This is a genomic window from Candidatus Alcyoniella australis (genome assembly GCA_030765605.1).
In the GTDB taxonomy this organism is placed as follows: domain Bacteria; phylum Lernaellota; class Lernaellaia; order JAVCCG01; family Alcyoniellaceae; genus Alcyoniella; species Alcyoniella australis.
The window spans coordinates 36,241-57,294 of the sequence record JAVCCG010000118.1 but is presented as its reverse complement, the minus strand read 5'-3'; the positions used below and the strand labels follow the sequence as shown (position 1 = coordinate 57,294).

The 21,054-nt window shown below is 65.8% G+C and carries 20 protein-coding genes; 11 read left to right on the top strand and 9 right to left on the bottom strand.

The genetic code is table 11. The features are described 5' to 3' along the window. From P9M14_14405 to P9M14_14395, 3 genes are all read left to right on the top strand, one after another. A partial coding sequence (locus P9M14_14405; GenBank protein MDP8256939.1) for a glycoside hydrolase family 38 C-terminal domain-containing protein occupies positions 1 to 1,539 on the top strand: 1,539 nt, incomplete at its 5' end. Between the two features lie 173 nt (positions 1,540 to 1,712). Beyond that, positions 1,713 to 2,285, top strand: coding sequence for a hypothetical protein (locus tag P9M14_14400; GenBank protein MDP8256938.1), 573 nt, complete (start codon positions 1,713 to 1,715; stop codon positions 2,283 to 2,285). 77 nt (positions 2,286 to 2,362) lie between these two features. Beyond that, positions 2,363 to 2,944 carry a phosphatase PAP2 family protein gene (locus P9M14_14395; GenBank protein ID MDP8256937.1) on the top strand — a complete coding sequence of 194 codons (582 nt, stop codon included), beginning with the start codon at positions 2,363 to 2,365 and terminating at the stop codon, positions 2,942 to 2,944. A 49-nt stretch (positions 2,945 to 2,993) separates the two neighbouring features. On the opposite strand, the gene P9M14_14390 is transcribed toward P9M14_14395, so the two are convergent. After that, positions 2,994 to 4,325 (bottom strand): hypothetical protein, encoded by a 1,332-nt coding sequence (locus P9M14_14390; protein ID MDP8256936.1) that lies wholly within the window; start codon positions 4,323 to 4,325, stop codon positions 2,994 to 2,996. Between the two features lie 122 nt (positions 4,326 to 4,447). On the opposite strand from P9M14_14390, the gene P9M14_14385 reads away from it, so the two are divergent. From P9M14_14385 to P9M14_14375, 3 genes are read left to right on the top strand one after another with little or no spacing between them, the layout of a single operon-like run. Continuing rightward, positions 4,448 to 6,076 (top strand): hypothetical protein, encoded by a 1,629-nt coding sequence (locus P9M14_14385; GenBank protein ID MDP8256935.1) that lies wholly within the window; start codon positions 4,448 to 4,450, stop codon positions 6,074 to 6,076. Positions 6,077 to 6,099: 23 nt separating this feature from the next. Then, on the top strand, positions 6,100 to 6,741 hold the full coding sequence (locus tag P9M14_14380; protein MDP8256934.1) for a hypothetical protein: 642 nt from the start codon (positions 6,100 to 6,102) through the stop codon (positions 6,739 to 6,741). Then, entirely contained in the window at positions 6,728 to 7,270 is a 543-nt protein-coding gene (locus tag P9M14_14375) for a hypothetical protein (GenBank protein ID MDP8256933.1), read from the top strand. Before P9M14_14380 ends, P9M14_14375 begins: the two co-directional genes overlap by 14 nt. A gap of 225 nt (positions 7,271 to 7,495) precedes the next feature. On the opposite strand, the gene P9M14_14370 is transcribed toward P9M14_14375, so the two are convergent. Continuing rightward, a complete protein-coding gene (locus tag P9M14_14370; GenBank protein ID MDP8256932.1) occupies positions 7,496 to 8,992 on the bottom strand; it encodes a methyltransferase domain-containing protein in 1,497 nt (498 codons plus the stop codon). A gap of 165 nt (positions 8,993 to 9,157) precedes the next feature. On the opposite strand from P9M14_14370, the gene P9M14_14365 reads away from it, so the two are divergent. The 5 genes from P9M14_14365 to P9M14_14345 all read left to right on the top strand — a co-directional run bounded on the left by P9M14_14365 (position 9,158) and on the right by P9M14_14345 (position 16,187). Continuing rightward, the gene (locus P9M14_14365) at positions 9,158 to 11,191 is read left to right on the top strand and encodes a cytochrome c3 family protein (protein MDP8256931.1); all 2,034 of its coding nucleotides are present in this window, start codon (positions 9,158 to 9,160) and stop codon (positions 11,189 to 11,191) included. Between the two features lie 124 nt (positions 11,192 to 11,315). Continuing rightward, complete coding sequence (locus tag P9M14_14360; GenBank protein MDP8256930.1) at positions 11,316 to 11,669, top strand: cytochrome c3 family protein; 354 nt, start codon at positions 11,316 to 11,318, stop codon at positions 11,667 to 11,669. An 89-nt stretch (positions 11,670 to 11,758) separates the two neighbouring features. Next, positions 11,759 to 13,714, top strand: coding sequence for a glycosyltransferase family 39 protein (locus P9M14_14355; protein MDP8256929.1), 1,956 nt, complete (start codon positions 11,759 to 11,761; stop codon positions 13,712 to 13,714). Next, positions 13,711 to 14,598: a tetratricopeptide repeat protein gene (locus tag P9M14_14350; protein ID MDP8256928.1), complete on the top strand. Its 888-nt coding sequence runs from the start codon at positions 13,711 to 13,713 to the stop codon at positions 14,596 to 14,598. The genes P9M14_14355 and P9M14_14350 overlap by 4 nt, the downstream gene beginning before the upstream one ends. Beyond that, positions 14,595 to 16,187 carry a hypothetical protein gene (locus P9M14_14345; GenBank protein ID MDP8256927.1) on the top strand — a complete coding sequence of 531 codons (1,593 nt, stop codon included), beginning with the start codon at positions 14,595 to 14,597 and terminating at the stop codon, positions 16,185 to 16,187. The genes P9M14_14350 and P9M14_14345 overlap by 4 nt, the downstream gene beginning before the upstream one ends. Here the strand turns inward: P9M14_14345 and P9M14_14340 are convergent. From P9M14_14340 to P9M14_14310, 7 genes are all read right to left on the bottom strand, one after another. Further along, positions 16,140 to 16,607: a septal ring lytic transglycosylase RlpA family protein gene (locus P9M14_14340; protein ID MDP8256926.1), complete on the bottom strand. Its 468-nt coding sequence runs from the start codon at positions 16,605 to 16,607 to the stop codon at positions 16,140 to 16,142. The two genes, P9M14_14345 and P9M14_14340, sit on opposite strands and share 48 nt — an antisense overlap. A gap of 363 nt (positions 16,608 to 16,970) precedes the next feature. After that, the gene (locus tag P9M14_14335) at positions 16,971 to 17,465 is read right to left on the bottom strand and encodes a MogA/MoaB family molybdenum cofactor biosynthesis protein (GenBank protein ID MDP8256925.1); all 495 of its coding nucleotides are present in this window, start codon (positions 17,463 to 17,465) and stop codon (positions 16,971 to 16,973) included. Positions 17,466 to 17,467: 2 nt separating this feature from the next. After that, positions 17,468 to 17,911, bottom strand: a complete 444-nt coding sequence (locus tag P9M14_14330) for a hypothetical protein (GenBank protein ID MDP8256924.1) — start codon at positions 17,909 to 17,911, stop codon at positions 17,468 to 17,470. Then, positions 17,911 to 18,351 carry an MOSC domain-containing protein gene (locus P9M14_14325; protein MDP8256923.1) on the bottom strand — a complete coding sequence of 147 codons (441 nt, stop codon included), beginning with the start codon at positions 18,349 to 18,351 and terminating at the stop codon, positions 17,911 to 17,913. The genes P9M14_14330 and P9M14_14325 overlap by 1 nt, the downstream gene beginning before the upstream one ends. Beyond that, positions 18,311 to 18,802, bottom strand: coding sequence for a cyclic pyranopterin monophosphate synthase MoaC (moaC, locus tag P9M14_14320; GenBank protein MDP8256922.1), 492 nt, complete (start codon positions 18,800 to 18,802; stop codon positions 18,311 to 18,313). Before moaC ends, P9M14_14325 begins: the two co-directional genes overlap by 41 nt. 1 nt (position 18,803) lies before the next feature. Continuing rightward, positions 18,804 to 19,766 (bottom strand): GTP 3',8-cyclase MoaA, encoded by a 963-nt coding sequence (moaA, locus tag P9M14_14315; protein MDP8256921.1) that lies wholly within the window; start codon positions 19,764 to 19,766, stop codon positions 18,804 to 18,806. Beyond that, positions 19,763 to 21,007 carry a molybdopterin molybdotransferase MoeA gene (locus P9M14_14310; GenBank protein ID MDP8256920.1) on the bottom strand — a complete coding sequence of 415 codons (1,245 nt, stop codon included), beginning with the start codon at positions 21,005 to 21,007 and terminating at the stop codon, positions 19,763 to 19,765. Before P9M14_14310 ends, moaA begins: the two co-directional genes overlap by 4 nt. Positions 21,008 to 21,054: the final 47 nt, after the last annotated feature.

The following is a 21,054-nucleotide window of genomic DNA, read 5'->3' as shown; positions in this document are numbered from 1 at the left end:
CTGGACGAGCTGGCGCAGTGGGGCATGCAAAAGCTGGCCGAGGCGGTCGATACCTCGTTCGCCACGCACCTGGGTGCGTCCAAGGTCTACCTGGTGTTCAACCCGCTGAGCTTTACCCGCGACGCGCTGGTCGAGCTGACTCAGGAGCCGCCGTTGCGCGGCTGGCAGGCCTACGGGCCCGACGGCGAGCCGCTGCTGGGCCAATGGAGTGAAGAGGCGCGACGGATGCTGGTGCGCGTCAACGATTTGCCGCCGCTGGGCTGGACGGCCGTGGCGCTGGTCGATGGCGAAATAACTGCGAGCGGCGGGGTCCGCGCCGAGGGAATGGTGCTCCAAAACGATTTGCTGCGCGCCGAGCTCGACCCGCAAACCGGCCACCTGCTCAGCGTGGTCCACAAGGCTAGCGGCGCAGAGGCGATTGAGCCCGGCCGACCGGCCAACGTGATCCAGCTCTATCGCGAGCGCCGCAACATCTACCCGGCCTGGAACCTGGACTACGACAAGTACGGCAGCCAGCCGCAGACAGTGGACAACGCGTTGTCGATTACGGTGATCGAGCCCGGTCCGGTCCGTACGCGAATCCGCATCGCCCGCAGCTTTGAGGAGCTGTACATCGAGCAGGACGTGATCCTCGATGCCGGGGCCGATCATCTGCGCTTTGAGACGCGAATCGACAACTGGGGCGAGGTCGAAAACCGGCTGGCCAAGGTCGCCTTCCCGCTGAACCTGGAGAACGCGCCGGCCGAGGCGATCTACGACATCCCCTACGGCACGCTGGTGCGCCGCCACGACGAGAACCCGCCGTACAACTACGAGGCGCTTGGCCATAAGTGGGTGGCGATCCTTGACAGCGTGGCCGCAACGCCGGGCCGCGGCGTGGCCCTGCTCTCGCGCAACAAGTACGGCTTCGACATTCTCAACGACCGCAACGCCGCCGGGATCCACGGCGGCCGGGCCAATATCCTGCGCCTGACCCTGCTCAAGGCCGCGCAGAGCCCGCGGCTGGGCAACATCCTGGCCAACCGCGGCGGGCCGATCGGCGACCGCGGCAGCTTCACCGCGATCTACGGCCTGCGTCCATTCTCCGGCGACTGGGCCGCGGCGCGCATGCCCCAGGCCGGATGGAGTTTCAACATGCAGCCGCCGGTAGTGAGCACCGACAGCCACGGCGGCGCGCTCGATCCCGCCGGATCGTGGGCGATCGTCGAGCCGGACAATGTGCTGATCAGCGCGCTCAAGCGGCCCTGGGACGGACCGGACAGCCGCAGCGTAGTGCTGCGGCTGCACGAGGTGCAAGGCGCGGATACGACCGTGCGGCTGAGCCTGCCGGGCAGACGGATTCTCAGCGCCGAGCCGTTGGATTTGATCGAACGCGCGGTCGACGGGCCGAGTGTGACCATCGACCGGTCGGGCGCGTGCAGCCTGTTGCTGCCCGCCCACAGCCTGGCAACGCTGCTGCTGCGCACCCAGCCGCTGGGCGCGCGCGACGATGACGACGATAGCCAAGACCAGGACGAGCGCGGGTGCGGCTGCAATTGAAAAACTCGATTGACAGCACTTATTTCGCTGCACTATGCTGAACGACAATCAGCAAGTGCATAGAGAACGCTAAGGTTCACGACGGATAATGGCGTTCTGTGTGTGTCCGTAACAAATCGTCTTCTCGGCTGCAAGCCGGAGACATTCCCTAAGCAGGTGGGGGAGCACAGGATATGAAAAAGATAGCATTAGTAATTACGTTGATCTTCGTGCTGGCCGTGGTAGCCGGTGGATGCGACTTCCTCAAGAAAAAGCCCGCGCCCACCCCCGAGCCCACGCCGGTCCCGATGCCCGAGCCCACGCCCGAGCCGACCCCCGAAGAGGTCGCCGGTCCCGTCCCGACCTTCGTCTCGATCGACCCGGTAAAGGGCGTCAAGGGTAGGGTCGTCGAAATCGACGAGCTGATCGGCAGCGGCTTCGTACCGATGGAAACCAAGGTCTATCTGGTGGCCGGAGCCAACACGATCGAGGCTACGGACGTCGGCGTGATCGACGAGACCAAGCTCAGCTGTAATTTCAACCTCACCGGCGCCGAGCTGGGCGAGTGGGATCTTAAGATCGTCACTCCCAACGGCGAGGTGATCGAGTCCGGCGCGTTCCGGGTCTACGTCCCCTCGACCAAGACTCCGACCCCGAAGCCCCCGACCGGCTCGCCGTCGATCGGCAAGTCCAGCAGCCAGTCGACCCCCCACAAGACCCCGATCCACAAGCAGACCGGCGGTGCGACCATGGGCGGCGGCAAGTAATCAGCTTCCGTACGATGTAAGCTCGATCCCCGGGCCGGGAACCACCCGACCCGGGGATTTTTTTGTAGAATGTCTCGATGATCGATCTCGCACTCTTTCGCTGGATCAACTCCGGCTGGGCCTGCGCGCCGCTGGACGCGCTGATGCCCTCGTTTCACACGGCGTGGCCCTGGGGGCTGCTGCTCGCGCTGCTGCTGATCCTCAGCCTGTGGCGCGGCGTGCCGTTCACCAGGCGCGAGACCCTGGTCTGCCTGGCGCTGATCCTGCTGACCAACCTGATTGCCTCGGACGTGATTAAACCGCTGGTCGGCCGCGAGCGCCCATGCCACACCTTGGAGCAGGTGCGGCTGCTCACGCCCGAGGGCAACTGCTCGTCCAGCCGTTCGTTCCCCAGCGCCCACGCGGCCAACCTGTTCGCGGCCGCTGTTTTCCTGAGCTGGCGCAGGCGACGACGAGCCTGGCTACTGTTCCCCCTGGCCGCGCTGATCGCGCTCTCGCGGGTCTACATCGGCGTGCACTGGCCCAGCGATGTGGCGGCCGGGGCGCTGCTGGGCGTGGCCCTGGGAACGTGCGCCGCGCTGATCCACCAGTCTCGCATCGAGCCCGACGCGCCCCCTGACCTGCCGGCAGAGGTCCGCGTGGGCCGACTTGTGGATTAGGGAATACTGTTTTTCAACATTCCCTCACCCCGCCGTTGTTCGGCGACGGTCAATCGGCGGAATAGCGCGCTTTGACCTGCAGCGGGTGGTCCAGGATATTCATGAACTCGATCTCGTCGCCGGGCTTGTATCTCCGGGTGTGGTACATGATCGAGACCAGCTCCAGCGCTCCGGCCTCCACGCTTTCAAGGTTGCTCAGCACGTAACCGGCCTCGCCCACGCTGCCCGGGTACTTCTCCGGCGGCGAGGGCACGTTGACGTTGTCGCGGTAGAATAAACGCGGCACGACCTTGGTCGCCTGCTCGTCAAAGACCAGCCGATTGATGAACGCTCCGTCGCACTCCGGCGTGGTGCCGGCCATCGCCATCCACTTATAAGTGCGGCGATCCAGCGTTTGCTCCTTGGGGCTCATTTTGCCGTCGATCAGCACGCCGCGGGTGTTGCGCTCGTTGTAGAACTTGCGCTCGAAATCCACGGCCCGCGTGTCGGTGCTGACGTAGAACCGTGGATTGCTAAGCATGGAGTCCACATTGAAGGGCAGGTCGATCCGCGTGGGGAACTCGAAGGCGTTGGCGTAGTAGATGTTGTCGAGCACCGCGCTGGGCGAGGGAATCCTCCAGAAGAGGATCATCCGGTTCTTGGTGCGCCGCACTACGCGCACCGGACCGTCGATCCAGGCGATTGTTTTGGAGGTGAAGTCCTCCTCGTTTTTCGAGATGTGGATGCTGAACAGCGTGTCGGCCTCAAAGCGCACCTTGAGCCGATCCGCGAGGTTCGAGCCGTCGCCCCCGCCCTCGGGCGTGTACCCCAGGTAGCCGATGCCGATCGGCGCCTCGGGCGCGAAGCCCATAATGAAATAGCGCGCGCGGACCATCTGCTGCTGGTGGTCGTAGTTCACGTAATCGGTGGGCGAGAGCGCGGGCGCCGCCGAGTCGAAACGGAACAGGTAGACCCAGGCGCGACCCTGGTCCAGCGGATCGACCAGTTCGATCTCCACCGCGCCGTTGCGCCCCGCGGGCCACAGTTGCACCGGCGCGCGGCCGCCCGCGTCCGTGGCCATGAACACGATCAGGTCGTTGGCGTCGAACTTTCCCTCGTCCTGGTCCTGATTGGCCTTGCGGCCGAAGGGAAAGACCAGCTCGCCATCTGAATCGCGCTCATCGAGCTGAAACGGGATCGGCTGCAGCTGGTTATCCTGCAGCGCGAGCATGCGGTAGTTTTGCAGCGGCGCGCCGAGCAACTCGCCACAATCGCGCGCCTCGAGGATCACCGCGTCGGCCGTACGGGTCAGCGTGCGCGGAAAGACGACCGTGGCCTGCGCTGTGGCACAGACCGCAGTCACGGCGCAGCAGGCGATCAGCAGCTGTAGCAATCTTCGCATCCGGGCCTCCGTTTTCTCGGTCGTTCGATCGCTCAAGCTTGAACGCTGGCCGCGGCAAGATCAAGTGTCGAGCCCGCCGCGCGTTGACTGCAAGACGCGCGCTCAATACGCTACAGCACGTTATGCAAAGCGATCGAACTCAACCGAGCCTGGGCGAGCTGGCGGCGATGTCCGCGGGCATAGGCATGTTGATGGCCCATCAGATCGTGCTGCTGCGCTTCACCCCGGACGACTCGTATATCTCGTTCCGCTACGCGCGCAACCTCGCGGCGGGCAACGGGCTGGTCTACAACGTGGGCGAGCGCGTCGAGGGCTTCTCCAATCTGCTATGGGTGCTGCTGCTGAGCCTGGGCTCGCGACTGGGCCTCGACATTCAGCCGCTGGCCAAGTTCCTGGGCGTTGCCGCGGCAATGGGCATGCTGACGTTGGCCCTGGTGCTGCTCAAGCGACTGGCCAAGCCCGGCGCAACCGGCATGCTGGCGCTGGCCGTGTTGGTCGCGGGCAACACCGGGTTTGCCTTCTACTCGATCTCGGGCATGGAGACCATGCTGTTCGGCCTGTGGCTGATCCTCGGCGTATGGATCATCGCCTCGCCCCGAGAACGCACGCGCGACGTTCTGCCGCTGGTGGGACTGGCCGCGGCCCTGACCAGGCCCGAGGGCGTGCTGTTGCTCGGGCTGGGAACGGCCTGGTCCGCGGCGCGCCTGGCGGTGGCGCCTCGCGGAAAACGAATGGGCAAGGCGCTGTGGATCGGCGCGGCGCTGGCCGGACTGGTCGGGATGATGATCTTCAGGCGGACCTACTTCGGCGACTGGCTGCCCAACACGTTCTACGCAAAATCGTTCGACTGGCTGCCCTCGCGGCCGCGGCCCTGGGGCGGACTGCACTACACCATGGCCTTCTTGCGCGGCACGGGCGCTCCGGCGCTGTGCGTCGCGGCTCTGGCCGGGCTGATCGGAATCGGGCAACGCGCTCGGCTGTTCGCCGGTCTGACCATCTGCTGCGGCCTGATTTTCGTGATCCACGCTAACTTCGACTGGATGGCCTACGCCCGTTTCTGGGTGCCCTACCTGCCGCTGCTGGCGCTGCTGATCGTCCTGGGCTGGGAACGTCTGACCGGCGGCGCGCTGAACTCGCGCGCGGCCTGGTCGCTGCTGTTGCTCGCCGCCCTGTTGACCATGCCGACCAACATGGCCAAGACCCGCGACCTTGTGAAAGACCCCGGCGGCTATCCGCAGAACCTGATGAGCGGTGTCTATCAGCGCAATATCGGCAAGCACCTGGGTCGGCTCTATCCCGAGCAGACCAGTCTGGCGACCAAGCGCATCGGCGCGGTCGGCTATTACTCCGAGCTACGGATCCTCGACGCCTTCGGCCTGATCGACAAACCGGTGGCGCAGACCTTCCATCAGTCCCGCCGCAAAGGGGCCGAGGTCGACCGCAACTCCGTGGTGGCGCACGAGCTGCTCCAGCGCGGACCCGACCTGGTGCTGGTCTACACCCACGGTGATTTGGACAATCCGCTGTCGTACACCCCACAGGGCGATCGGATGCTCCGCGGCATTGACGAGGAGCTGTGGAAGGCAGCGCTGGAGCGCAACTATCGGCCGGTGCAAAAATGGCCGATGGGCCCGGGCGATAAAATGGCCTACCTCTATGCCAGTCCCGGATTCGGATTATCCATCCCCAGCGCCCAACAGGGTTTTACAACGCACGCCGACAAGGGCGCCAACGACGATGAGAACCATTGACTAAGATCGGTTAGAATAAATTGATGTACAAAAATCTCTGCGTACTGATCGGAATCCTGCTGACTCTAGTGCTGGTCCAGCCCGCCGCAGCCCACCGCTCGCTGCGCGACCGCAACGCCCAGCACATAATCGGCGCGGTGGGGCACCTCGGCGCCTCGCTGGCCATCGACCCGGACTTCGACAACGTGACCAGCGGCACGCCGCTGCTGTGCGGCGGCGGCCTGATCTACATGCCCTCGCCGATGATCGAAACCCGGCTGGAATTCGTCGGCCGACGCGCGTCGAGCTCCGATGGCGACCACGCGGGCCTGATCGACGTCTACGGCGGCTCAGCCTCCCTGGGCTACGTGCTCGAGCCGTGGGTGATGAAGATCGACCTGGCCTTCGCCGTATCGTTCGTCGAGTCGCGGCTGCACGTGCGCGACGAGCTGATCGACTACGAGCGCAAATCGTTCAGCACCGGGTTCTCGCCGCGGGTCGGCGCGGCGTTCGAGATCGACGCCGGGCCGCTGCTGATCTGTCCGGGCCTGCTGCTGTCCTACGATCACATCCCCACCGAGGATTTCTACGTGCTCAAGCAGCTGGGCGGAGTCAGCCTGGCCCTGCAGCTGCAGGTGCTGATGCCAATCAAGCAACAGCGCAGGAGTGACGATGAACCGCGTTAGCTTGCCCTTGTCCACGGCGCTGATCCTGGCGCTGACGCTGCTCGTCGGCTGCGACGCCTACGACATGACCGACGAGTTCGACGGCCTGCCGGTCTACCAGCTCGAGCGTTTCGCAATTTTCGGCGTCGACCCGCTCGATGACAGCCCGAGCTTTTTAACCCTGGCCATGTCCGTTGAGTACTCCAGCGGCTCGGGTCGGTTGGCGCTCTACGTTTCCCAGGAGCCGCCGGACCGCAAGACCCTGCGCGAGTTGGACATCGACGAGGCGGCGACCCTGCCGATCCGCGACAAGGTCGGCTATCTGGTGCGGCTCTTCGACCTGCCAACCGGCGCCCAGGACGAGCTGACCCTCAGAGACGTCTACAGCGTGGAGGGCGTGCACTACGGCGCGCACCGGATCTACGTCGCGTTCGTCTCGTTCCCCGACCACGAGGGCGACGGGCCGGTGCAGGTCAAGCTCTCGGCCCTGGAGATGGGCGAAGACGTGGTCAACGGAGATCCCCCGATCCATTTGCTCGAACGCGAGTGAGGCGGCTTCGAGCCGCCGCAAAACACGCATAGTTCGCTGGTCTTAATCCAACGACCCACCCCGCGGCAGCTTGGAGCTACGGCAAAACTCGCGCACTGCGATTATTGTTAACATTGACCAATCCCGCACCGCGGAGAGCATCATTGAACAATTATGATGTTCCGCTCGCGTGTTTTACGGGCACTTAAAAGGTGCCAAGGTGGGTCGGGTTGTCCGGTGGTTCTGTTACTCGCCGATCTGCGGGTAGAGCGCCTGCCGCACGTGGGGCTCGAGCAGCACCTTAACTCCGTCGACCACCGGGTAGCGTTCGCCGCAGTTGGAGCACTCAAGATCCGCGGACAGCGGCTGGCGGTCCACCGCGCCAAAAGGACAGGCGCGGGCGCAATCCATACAGCGCGTGCAGCGGTCGAAATCGACCTTTGCCCGGCCGTGCTCAACGCTCAACGCGCCCCGTGCACAGGCCGCCAGACACGGCCGTCCGCACAACTCTGGAGCGCAGCCCTCGCCAATTACCAGGCAGGCCGGACAGGCCAACGGGCCACCGGCCTCGGGCGGAGGCGCGGCGGGGATCACCAGCGGCTGATCTTGACCGCCGTCCAGGGCCAGGGCCTTAAGCCGCGCGCCGTTGCTCAGATCGATCCGCATCCGCATCTGGGCGGCCCGGACCGCAGTGCGCGGCAGGTCCAGCTCGACCAGACGGCCGCTGATGCGCGGCCGCACTTCCGCACCCTCCACGCTGAGCCCCAGGCCGTTATTTGGATCCAGCGGGTGCTCAAAGGCCAGACGCAGTCGGTCCTGCCCCACGCGCTTGAGCACGATCAGGTCGCCGCCGCCGGACACTCCGGGCATACCGTTGGTCATGATCGGCACCGCCGGGCTCTCGTCCGATGGTCGGGCGATGCCGTGCATCGTGCCGCCGAACAGGTAGGTCGGCAGCCGGTCGGCCAACAGCGGCGGCAGCAGCCTGAACAACGCGGAGGCTAGTGGCCCGTGGCTGGGGCGGTCGCCGGCGACCAGCGGCCGGTAGCCGTACTCAATGCGCTCGAAGGCCGACAGCCCGCGCTTGTAGACGTCGATCGGAAACTTGTTCTCCAATGCTCCGGCGCACAGCGGCTCGATCCCGGCGATGTCGGCCAACCAGGGCAGCAGCCCCATTCCCAGCAGCAGCCTGTCGCGCCGACCCATCTGCTGCGGGTCGCAGGTGCGCCACAGGTGCAGGCTCAGCAGCCTTCGCACCGGCTCGCCGTCGAACAGCAACGCGCCGTCGGGCCGGATCACCCGCCGCAACTCGCGCGAGGCCGGGCCGGGATCGTCGAAGTGATGCAGCGTTCCCCAGCACAGCTCGAAACGCATCGAGCGGTTGACCAACGGCAGGTTGCGCGCGTCAGCGCAGATCCGTTCGGGCAGCCGTTGGAGCCCCATCCGCCGGGCGTAGCCCTCCATGCTGACCAGGGCTTGCAGGCTGACGTCCAGTGCGAAGCCGTTTGCCGCGCAGCCGTTGACCAACGCCAGCGAGTTGGCGCCGGTCTCGGCCCCGATCTCGAGAAACGGGCTGAGCTCGAAGCCGCGCGCCATCAGCCGCCGCAGCTCGTCCACGCGGTGCTTGAGCACCATCTGCATGTATTGCTGCACCTCGTCGTACAGCTTGCTGTGAAAGCTGCGGAAGCGCACCTCGGCCCTGAGTTGCTCCGGCGTTTGTCGCAGGGGTTCTGGCTGATTCATGGAGATAGTTTGTCCGGATTTCGTGGCGCTCAGCCGATCATAGAGCCTGTTATCGTAGCGTCAAGTCCGTAGCGGATAAATTGACAAGACTTGACGCCGCGTGCTAGAAACCGGTCTAATTACGCCGGATTCATCACAACATTCGATTATCTGCTGAGGACGAAAATGGAGCGTATCCATCGATCGTTGCGGCTGCATCTGCTGATTTTACTAGCGCTTATACTGCTCGTGCCCGCAGCAGTTTTCGCCCAGCAGGACGACTCCACACCACCTGCGGCTCCGCCGAGCGACGATGAATGCCTGGGCTGCCACATCGCCGATATGGTCGGGGCCTGGGGCGAGGACGCGGTGGAGGCAGGCATGGCCCTGGCCGTGCCCGATGGATTAAAGCCCGATTTCAAAGGGCATCCCGATCTGCACGGCGCGACCTTTGCCGTGGATGGCGCGGCCCTGAGCCAGAGCATTCACGGTCAGATGGGCATCAGCTGCGTGATGTGCCACACCGACGCAAGAACCCCGCTGCACCCGGTGCAGCTTAAAGCGGCCGACTGCTCGACCTGCCACCCGACGGCTGTCGAGCACAACGCCAAGGGAGCCCACGGCCGTGCCCTGGCCCGCGGCGATCTGGGCGCACCGACCTGCGCCGACTGCCACGGAGCGCACTCGATCGTGCCCGGCTCCGCACAGAACAGCCCGACTGCGCGGCGCAACGTGGCTGCGGCGTGCCTGCGCTGTCACGGCGACGAGCAGTTTATCGCCGAGCATCCGGGCCACCGCGAACACATCGACGGCTACCTCGAGGGGGTCCACGGACAGGCGCTGGCCGCGGGGCGCGAGGAGGCGCCGACCTGCACCGACTGTCACGGCAGCCATCTAATCCTGCCCAAGAACGAGCCGGCCTCGATGGTCTACGCGGGCAACATCTCGGCCACCTGCGGCGGCTGCCATTCGCAGTCCGAGCAATACGACGGCTCGGTCCACGGCCAAGCCCTGGCCCGCGGTGCAATCGAGGTCCCCTCGTGCGTGTTCTGCCACGACAGCCACAACGTGCGGTCCACGGACGACGAGCAAAGCCCGAACAGCTTTCTCAACTCCGCGGCGACCTGCCTGGGCTGCCACGACAACCGCGCACTCACCCAGCGCTTCTGCATGTCGGAAAACGTCGGCGCCTCGTTCTACGGCGGATTCCACGGCAAGGCCTATCTCGAGGGCGACACCTCGGTGGCCGCCTGCGTCTCCTGCCACGGCACCCACGAGATCCGCGTACAGGACGACGAGCTAAGCTCGATCCACCCCGACAACCTGGTTGCGACCTGCGAGCGCTGCCACCCGAACATCGGAGCGGGGTTCGTCCAGGACTCGTTCCACGGCGACTACAGCGAGCTGACCGCCGAGGCCGACACCGCGCACACGGTCAAATACTGGGTGCGGCTGACCTACCTGCTGCTGATCCCGCTGACCATCGGCTTCATGCTGGTGCACAACCTGATCGACTGGGTCGCCAAACTCAAGCACCACTACGCCAAGTGGCGTGCGGCCGGCGGCGTGATGCGGCTGGATAAGTTCGAGCGCGTAATGCACGTGGTGCTGTTCACCTCGTTCACCACCCTGGTGATCAGCGGCTTCGCCCTGAGCTTCAACTGGAAGATCCCGGGCATTGACGGCGAATCGTGGGAGACCTTCCGCGCGATCACCCACCGCGCGGCCGCGGTGATCTTTATCCTCTGGGGCGTGGTGCACGTGGGTTGGCTCATCGGCGTCAAGCGCGGTAGGCGCTACTTCATCGACATGATCCCGCGCTACTGGGATGCGCTGGACATGATCAACCTGGTGCTGTTTAACCTCGGCATCAAGAAGAAAAAGCCCAAGTTCCGGCGCTTCAGCTACATCGAGAAGGCCGAGTACCTGGCGATGCTCTGGGGCACGGCGGTGATGATCGCCACCGGCGCTATCCTCTGGTTCGAGGAGCCGATGCTCAAGCTGATGCCGCTGTGGGGCCTGAGCGTGGCCAACATCGTGCACTACATGGAGGCGATCCTGGCCACGCTGGCGATCATCGTCTGGCACTTCTACTCGGTGATCATCAACCCCGAGGTCTCGCCGATGGCCATGCACTGGCTGTCGGGCAACGTGCCCGAAGAGATCATGGAGGAGGAACACGCGCTGGAAATGGAGCAGATCCGCCGCGCTCGACGCTAAGGCCGGATCTTGTTGATATCACGCCCGGTTGCTCCGTAAGATCGTAGGCGCGCCTATTGAAAACCCTTGATCGGGCCCGCGGGTTGGGCTAGAATCCACCCGACTAGTAAACAAGGAGGCTGCTGTGAAGCGGACTGTTTCCACGTTAATTATCCTGATTGCAGTTCTTGGCTTGGCGATGACCGTCTACGCCGTGGCCGACATGATCACCATCGATCACATCGCCGGCGGCGCCAAAGCGGTTCCGTTCAATCACAAGATGCACGCCGACGCGGCCAACGACTGCGGCATCTGCCACCACGAGAACCCGGCGGCTCCCACGGCCTGCTTCGGCTGCCACGACAACACCGACGCAGCCAACGGCGGCGGCCACAAGAACAAAGACGTGATGCACTCCTTCTGCGGCAAGAAATGCCACACCGCCGATAACAAGGGTCCGACGTTCCCGGGCAACTGCCCCAAGTGCCATACTCCCTGATCGGCTGAGCCAAACAAGAAATCAAACAGGCTGCCCTTGTGGGCGGCCTGTTTTCGTAAAGACTAATGATCCGCTAGCATGTCTGCTCAATGAAAGATCCTAATAATCAACCAACGGCAAGGCCGCGCGCCATCGAACGCTTGCGCGGCGCGGACCTCGTTGGGCGGTCGATCGACCACGCCCCGCCCGACCGCGACCTGTCCGACGCCGACCTGACCCTGGCCAAGCTGCGCGGCGAGTGGCTGGACAAGGTCGAGCTGGAGAGCGCGCGCCTGAGCCGCACCCGGATCAGCTCGGCGCAGCTGGACCTGGACACCCTGGCCCGTGCACGGCGCGCGGACATAACCCTCGACCAGGTGGTGCTGCACGGGCCGAACGTAGAGTGCTGCCGCGCCGAGCAATCGAGGATCAGACTGATACGCAGCCGCAGCGTCAACGCCCTGCGCGACCTGGCGTGGCCGATGCTGCTGATCGCCGTGCTCGGCTTGGTGATCGCCGGACAGTTGTTTTACAGCAGAACGTCCGGGCATCCGATCAGCTTCTACTCCCACGACAACTACGCCGACGGCCTGAGTCGCGCCCTGGCCCTGGAGGGCAACGATCTGGTGCACAGCAACCCGGCGCTGTATCACCTGCCCAGCTGGCTGTGGCTGCGGATCTTCGGGCCTGTGCGCTGGGCGCTGAACCTCACGCCGCTTTGCTACCTACTGTTGTTCGGATTGGGGCTCTACGCCCTGGCCGCCGAGCTTTTCGACCGCCGCAGCGCCGTGGTCGCGGGACTGCTCGGCGCACTGAGTCCGGGCGTGATCGCCTTCACCCGGGTCTACGACGATCACACGCTGAACCTGGCCTTGGCGACCTGGTTTGCCTGGTGCCTGGTGCGTAGCGAACGGCTGACCCGACCGGTCTGGCTGCTGCCCGCCGCATCGCTGGTGCTGCTGGCGCGTTACTCGCTGCAGGAGAACACCCACTGGGTACTGTTCCTGCTCGGAATCGCCGGACCCACGGCCTGGGTTCTGCTCTCGGGCACTGCCGCCGGATTTCGAGCGCTGGGACAGGAACCCGGACAGCGCTGGCGCGCGTTGCGGCAGCTCGCGCACGCGTTTCCACTGTTACTGGCCTGCCTGGGGCTGGCGGCCTGGTTCGCCGCGCACACTTTCGCCAACCCCTACTACCTGCAGGAGGCTACCGATGTGGGCGGCGCGCACTTCATCAGCATCGCGCAACGCCCGCTGGCCGCCCTGGGGTTCTACCCCTACACCCTACTGACCAACGTCGCCGGGCCGATGATTGCCATCGCCGCGCTGATCGGGCTGGTGCTGCTCTTTGCCCGCCGTAGCCCGTCGCGCTGGTTGGCCGCGCTGTGGCTGATCGTGCCGATGCTGCTGCTGAGCCTGATCGGCAAGAAGGAGCAGCCCTATCTGGTGGCCGCCCTGCCCGGCGCGTTACTGGCCGCGGCCGCGTGGTCCGCGCTGGCAACTCAGCGCTCGCGTGCCTCCATCGGCGCGGGGCTGGTGCTGCTCAGCGCGGGTTGGATCGTGCTCACTTCGATTACCCCGGCCCAATACAACGCGCTCAACGCCGCGGGACAGCGGATGTTCGGCAGCGGGATTATCAAGTTCGTCACGCCCCCGGCCGCGCATCCGAGCCTGGTGCAGCTCGAGGCCGACTGCGCACAAATCGCCGCGTCCGCCGACCGGCTCTACCCCGATGGAGCGCGAGTCTACGTGCTGGCCGACGACATCCGCCTCAACCAGCCCTCGCGCTTTTTCCTGCAAAGCAGGTTGCCCGACGGCGGCGTGTACAACCTGGGCTCGTCCCAGCGCGCCCGGCTGCCGCGCGGAGGCGAACTGCTGGCGCTGATCGCCACGCAAGGACCAATGGTCGCCGGCGACTACGCGCCTTACACGGCGATGATCGACAACGCGCCGTTCGAACCGATTCCCGACCACGCCTGGCTCGAGCTGCTGGCAACGCCGCTGCCGCTGATCCAATCCGGGGAACGCTACGTGCTGCTCGGCCCGCTACCCGGGGTCGCGCCATGAGACCGACGCAACTGCGGGCAGCCGCGCTTAGCAACCAGCGGCTGCGTGGGCTGGACCTGCGCGGGATGGACCTGCGCGATGCGAGTTTCGCGGACTGCGGCTTTGAGCGTTGTCGACTCGAGGGCCTGCGCAACGCGCGCTTTATCAACTGCACGCTGGAGCGCACCAGCCTTGAGCTGGGCCAGGGGCCGGGCTGCCAATGGTCGGATTGCCGCTTCGATCGCTGCGACATCGCGCTCTACGGCCGTGCGCCGCGCGTTGCGCATCGGACGCGGCTTTGTCTGCAACGCCGCGCGCGCGGACTGTCGTGCGCTGTGCTGAAATTGCTTCCGGCCGCGCTGCGCTTGCTGTGGCGGATGCTCAAATCGCTGTGGCTGCTGTCCACCGCTGCCGAGCCTCTGGGCCGCAGCAAGTCACGGCGGATTATCCGCAGCGTGCTCGGCGCGCTGGCCGTGGCCGCGTTGCTGACGCTCTCGTGGCTGATGCTGCAACCGGACCTGGAGAGCATGAGCATCGAGCAACTCAACCTTCGCGCAGCCAACCTCTCGGCCGCCAACCGGCCCGGCGCCGCGGCGCAGGTCTACGGCTACATCATTGAGCAACGCGCCGCGCCCGAACAGCGCCATCACTTCAGCCTGCTGCAAGCCGGCAGCTTGGTGGAGGCGGGCCGAATCGAAGAGGCGATCGAGGTCTACCAACGGCTGATCGACCAGGGAGCCACGCCCGAGATCTACCTTAATCTGGGTACCTTGATCGAGACTTCGCGCGGAGCGCAGCAGGCGCGCGAGTTTTACGGCGAGAGTCTTAAACGAACCGTTGACCCGGGGCTGCGCTCGGCCCTGGAGGGCCAGCTGCGGCGACTGGGCGGCTTGGCAACGGAATGACCGTGGAGGGCCGCGCCGTTGCATCGGGCCTGTTCGGATCGGCGCTGGTCGCACTGACGCTGCTGGCGATGCTGCTGCTCAACGGGTTGTGGTCCCAGCCGCTTTCGCACCCGCGCGAGTTCTATTCCCACGATAATTACGCTGCGGGCCTGCGCGCGGCCGACGCGCTCAACGCCCGGCCCGACGGTCGGCTCGAGCAGCATCCGTTCCACTGGCTTGCGGCTCCTGCCGTGCGTGTTCTGGGACGCGACTTTCGCGCGCTGGGCGCGGTGAGCGCAGCCTGGTACGTGCTTTTGACGATCGCCGCCGGACTGTTGGGACGCATCGTGCTCGGCCGCGGCCGAGGTTGGATCGTCGCGCTGCTGATTGCCGTGGCCCCCGGGGTCGTGGGCCTGAGCCGGGTCTACGACACCTACGGTGCGCTGCTGTGCTGCCAGATGCTGTGCGCGGCCCTGGCGATCATCGCCTGCCGCCGCGGATCCGTCCTGGCGGCCCTGAGCGCGAGTGCCGTGCTCTATGCGGGCATGCGACTACAGCTCGAGCCGACCAACGCCGTAATGCTGCTGATCGGCTGCGCCGGGACCATGGCGCTGAGCGGGTGGGAATCGATCAAGGGGCGCGAGGCAGAGACGAGCATGCGACGCGTTGCACGCTACGTCTGCGCCGCGCTGCTGACGTTGGTTGCCCTGGGCGGACTGGCCTGGGCCGCCAGTCGCGTGTTGGGTAGTTCCTACTACCTGGCGCAGATTGCATCGCACGCGGACGAGGGCGGCAGTGCCCTGCAACGAGTGCTGCGTTTCCCGCTGTACTACCCGCTGCTGCTCACGCTGAACCTGGCCGGTCCGCTGTGCGTGCCCGCGGCGCTGCTGGGCCTGGTGCTGCTGCTTCGCTCCAAGCACGCGGGCCGTTGGCAGGCGCTGGTGCTGTTGGCCGCGCCGCTGCTGGCGCTGAGCCTGATCACTAAAAAGCAGGAGAACTACGCCGTGGTGCTGCTGCCCGGCCTGGCCCTGGCCGGAGCCGCGCTGATCGCCCGGCTGCGCTCGCCGTGGCGCGGGCCGACCCTGGCCCTGATTGCCGGACTCAGCGCAGTCTGGATCGTCTGGGGCTCGGCCGCGCGCGGCCAAAATAATCTATGCGGCACCCTGGTTGGACCGATGTTCGATCAGACCTGCTGGAGCGTGTGCGTACCGGCCCAGGACTACCCCGAGGTCGCCTTGCTGCGCCTGGACGTGCGGACCGCGGCGCGCAAGATCGAGAACATGCCCGGGCCGCTGGGAGCGGTCTATCTGCTGACCGACAATACTCTGCTGGCGCGGCCGGCCGAGTTCATGCTGCTGTGCGAGCTGCCGGGCTATCCGGTGCACAATCTGTGGACCGCCGGGCGCTTCAAGCTGCCCGGCGAGCGCGACCTGATCGCCTGTTTCGAGGCCGAGCCCTTCGCAGCCGATGCCGGGCCCGCGTTCTACCGCGGACACTTCCAGCGCAACCCGTCGATCCCGCAGACCGACGAGTACTGGGAGAATTTGATCGGATCGGGAGTCTTAAAAACCGCGGATCGCGGCGAACGTTTCCTGCTGTTGCGCAGGTAGGAATCCCGTGGGCAGCTGCGTGGCGGGCATCACCTGGATCCGCACTTTCACAACGCCGGCCCGAATCATGTTCAAATCCTGGGCCGCGGTGTAGGACAGATCGATGATCCGTCCGCGCACGAACGGCCCGCGATCGTTGATCCTGACCGCCACCACCTTGTGATTCTCCAGGTTCTCGACCTGCACCAGGGTGCCGAACGGCAGTTGCTTATGCGCGGCGGTGTAGTCGTACATGTTGTAGATCTCACCCGAGGCGGTGCGCTTGCCGTGAAACCCCGGGCCGTACCACGAGGCGTAGCCGGTCTCGCTATACCCGTAGGGCCCGTCAACGGGCTTGGGCGCGCATCCCGCAACCAGTGCCGACAGCATCAGCGCAAGCAGAAGCGCACCCACCGCGCGGTGGGTGGTCGCTCGATCCATCATTCCTCACCGGCAAGGGTCCTTGCCCTGCCTTCTGCTACCGCCGGGGGCGCTGGCGGTATTTAGCCTGGGTTGTTCATGAGGGTTCTGCTACGGCGCACAATCTGCTCGCAATAACTGTGTCATCCTCGCCGATTCGTCCTCGACGTACCACAGCGGGTACGCCTGCGGAGTCTCGACTCGGCTTCCTTGTTTTTGCGGCACCTTGCACGCCTCGTTACGAACCCCCCACGAACAATCCAGGCAAACCCGGATCATTCAGTAGAACAATCCAGACCAAAAATTCTGGCAGGTCGGATGGTAAAGTCAACCCCGGTCAGGGCCAGTGACATCTATCACAGTAAAACTAAATAGCAATTCGCCTTAGCCGATGGCGCAGTCCGCGGGGTCGCCGCGCAGCTTGTCCACGGCGTGCGCCAATGCCGGCAGCACGACCTCGAGATTTTCGATCGCCGCCTTGCGGCTTCCCGGCAGGTTGATGATCAGGGTCTGCCCGCGCACGCCGCTGACCGAGCGGCTGAGCATCGCGTGGGGCGTGATGCGCAGGCTGGCCGCGCGCATCGCCTCGGCAAACCCCGGCACCGCGCGCTGGATCACGCGTAGCGTGGCCTCGGGTGTGACGTCGCGCGGCGAGAGACCGGTGCCGCCACAGGTCAGGATCAGACCCATGCGCCCCGAATCGCACCAATCGATCAACGTTTGCTCGATTTGCTGCGCCTCGTCGGGGATCATTGTGTAGTCCAGACGCTGATGCCCGGCGTCGCGCATGATCTGAGTGATCGCCGCACCCGCCGTATCCTCGCGTTGGCCGACGGCCCCTTTATCGGAGAGTGTGATCAGTCCCCAGTCGATGGCCATGCTCACTCCTCCTCGACGCGCACCGCGTCGCCCGGGCCGATGCGTCCGCCGCTGAGCACGCGGGCAAAGGCCGCCTCGCGCGGCATCAGCCCGTTGCCCTTGAGTTCAAACGGCGATGGATGCTCGCGCAGGTCTTTGCCGATCTGGGTGATCTCGACCAGCGCCTCGCCGATTCGCAGCCGCGTGCCCGGCGGCAGGATGTGCAGCTCCAGGCCGCTGATGTCGAGGTTCTCGGCAAACTCACCGTAGGCCGCGGATTCGCCCGGCGGCAGCGCGGTCTGGGCGTGCTCCCAATTGAGCAGACTCAGTTGGCGGTGCCAGTCCCCGGCATGGCCGTCGCCCGCAATCCCGAGGTCGACCTGCAGCAGCGCTGCGCCGCAGGGCTGTTTGACGCTGCCGCGTTCAGGACTGACGTTGATCGACAGCAGCTCGCCGACTGCCGGCACTACAGCAGCTCCAGCGTGTCGCCGACCTTGATCGTGCCGCTGGTGAGCACCTTGACGAAGATCCCCTCGCGCGGCATCACGCAGTCGCCGGCCTGCTCGTAGATCGCGCAACGCGCGTGGCAGACCTTGCCGATCTGGGTCAGCTCGAGCAGCGCCGGGCCCAGCCGCAGGCGCGTGCCCAGCGGCAGGGTGTGCAGCTCAAAACCATCGACGGTCAGGTTCTCGGCGAAGTCTCCGGGCCCGACGTCGAGCCCGGCGGCGAGCATCTTGTCGATGCTGCGCTGAGCCAGCAGGCTGACCTGGCGGTGCCAGTCCCCGGCGTGGGCGTCGCCCTCCAAGCCGTGGTCCGCGATCAGCTCGGCGCTTTGGACCGGCTTTTTGGTCACGCCCTTTTCGCTGCTAAGGTTGATCGATATCAGCTTGCCGGACAAAGTGCCCACTGCGTCCTCCGGATTTCTCGACAAGCTCGATCGGCCCGATACTCATCGAGCGATCGACGGCCTTGACCATGTCGTAGATCGTCAGGCCGACCACTGCGCAGGCGGTCAGCGCCTCCATCTCGACCCCCGTGGGGCCCGAGCAGCGCACCTCGGTCGTGAAGCCGACCCGCGGCGGATCTTCGGCGGTTTCAAACTCAACCTTTATCGAGCTCAACGCCAGCGGATGGCACAGCGGGATCAGCTCGGATGTGCGCTTGGCCGCCATAATTCCGGCCAGCCGCGCCGTGCCCAACACGTCGCCCTTGCCCGCCTTGCTGCTGCGGATCAGCTCGAGGGTCTCGGGCCGCATCCGTACCTGACCGCGGGCTCTGGCAATGCGTAGCGTCTCGGGCTTGTCCGAGACGTCGACCATTTGTGCGGCCCCGTTCTCGTCGAAGTGGCTCAGACTCACCTCATCCTCCGATCTGCGACATCGCCTCGTGATTGAAGCTTTTCATTCTGCTTCGCGGCTTGGCCGCGATCGCCTGATCCAGGGCAGCGAGCACCGCGGCGTCGTCGCCGTCGCGCAGCTGTTGTAAAACCTGCACGCCGCTTTGCTTGGGCTGGAACAGGCAGGCGCGCAGTGTGCCGTCGCACGACAGCCGCAGCCGATTACAGGTCGCGCAGGCGTGCCCCTCGCGCTCCTCGATAAATCCCACGCTGCCGACCAACCCCGGCATGCGTACGTAACGCGCCGGTCCCGCGCCCATCGGACCGCCATCAGCGTCGGTCGGCGCGATCTCCTCAAGCTTGGCCGCGATCTCGTCCACCGAGACGAAGTCCGGCGGGGCCTCGATGCCGCTGAAGTTCATGCGCTCGATAAAGCGCACGTGCACCGGCAGCCGCGCGGCGAGCTCCACAAACGGCGCGGGGTCGTCGTTGAATCCACGCATCAGCACAACGTTGATCTTCACCGGATCGAGCCCTACGTCCAGCGCGCTTTGGATCCCCGTGAGCACCGCGTCCAGTTCGCCGCAGCGGGTCAGGTAGCGAAACTTCTCCGGATCTAGGGAATCCAGGCTGACGTTGACCCGCCGCAGCCCGGCGTCCTTGAGCTGTGCGGCATATTGCGCCAACAGCGCGCCGTTGGTGGTCATCGCCAGATCCTCGAGATCGGGCAGCGCCGCCAACTCGCGTACCAGCCAGATGATGTTGCGCCTGACCAGCGGCTCGCCGCCGGTGATCCGCACACGGCGGATGCCGCGCTCAAGGGAGAGCCTGACAAAGCGCACCATTTGTTCCAGCCGCAGCACCTGGTCGTGCCTCAGTTGCGGCACACCCTCGGCGGGCATGCAGTAGCGGCAGCGCATGTTGCACTTGTCGGTCACCGACAGGCGCAGCGTATCGACGTAACGCGGTCTGGTCGATTCGCTCACAGCAGCAGCGCCTCCAGCTCGTGCTCGGGCGTCACCAGCGCGGGCTCGACCGGCGTCAGCGCCAGAGCGTTGGCGCGCACCAGCGGCCGCAGCAATGCCGAACCCTGCGAGCCGCTGGGCCTGAGCGTCCAGGGCCCGACACCGTCGGCCGGCGGCTGCGCGATCACCCTCGCGGCGTGCATCAATCCGGCGCGCTTTTTAAACGGCTCGACAAAATGTGCGGCAACGCGGCGGCGCTGCGGTCGCGGATGGCGCATGAAGCTGCGCAACAGGTGTCGTACGTGCAGCTCAAAGCAGACCATGGTCGAGGCCGGGTTGCCCGGCAATCCGAAAAACAACGTTCCATCGCGACGGGCGCAGGTCAGCGGAGCGCCCGGACGCTGTGCGACCCAGGCGAACAGCGGCTCGAACCCGGCGCTCTGGAGCACGTCGGCCACGAAGTCGTAGTCACCCATACTCACTCCGCCGGTGCTCAGCACGAAGTCCGCGGACTCGGCGGCGCGCTCCAGCGCAGCGAGCAGTACGGCCGGGTCGTCGACCACCGCTCCGCCGTAGTCCGGAACGCCGCCGGCGTCGATCACCTGAGCGCGCAGGCTGGTAGCGTTGGAATTGCGGATCTTGCCCGGCGGCAGCTCCTCGCCCGGATCGACCAGCTCGTCGCCGGTGATCAGCAGCGCCACCCGCGGGCGGTCCCAGACCTGCGCGCGGGCCAGGCCCGCCGAGGCCAGCGAGCCCAGCTCCGCCGGTCCCAGCAAATCGCCCTGGGCCGCGACCAGCGCGCCGGGCTCGACGTCCTCGCCCGCGTAGCGCACGTGCAGGCGCTCGCTCACCGGCTGGAAGATTCGCACCCGCGACTGCCCACCGTCGGTGATCTCGATCATGGCCACCGCGTCAGCCCCGTCGGGCATCGGTGCGCCGGTCATGATGCGTAGCGCGCGGCCCGCTCTCACGGCGAGCTGCGGCGCAGCGCCCGCGGCAAGCACGCCGTCGACCTCGAGCTCGACCGGGTTTTGGGGGGTAGCGCCCAGCGTGTCCGCCGCGCGCACCGCGAAGCCGTCCATCGCCGAGTTGTCCCAGGGCGGCACGCGTTCGAGCGAAAGGTAGTCGCGCGCCGCGACCAGGTTCAGCGCCTCGATCAGCGGCAGCTCGACGCTGCGCGACGCTGGTAGATTGTCGCCGGCGATCTCGAGCGCGCGCGCGAAGCTGATCATCTGTTGCTTTTTATCCCTGTTGACCGGCAATCGACGCCTCCGTACGCTGGCAATGAAACGGGCCGAGTCCCTAATTA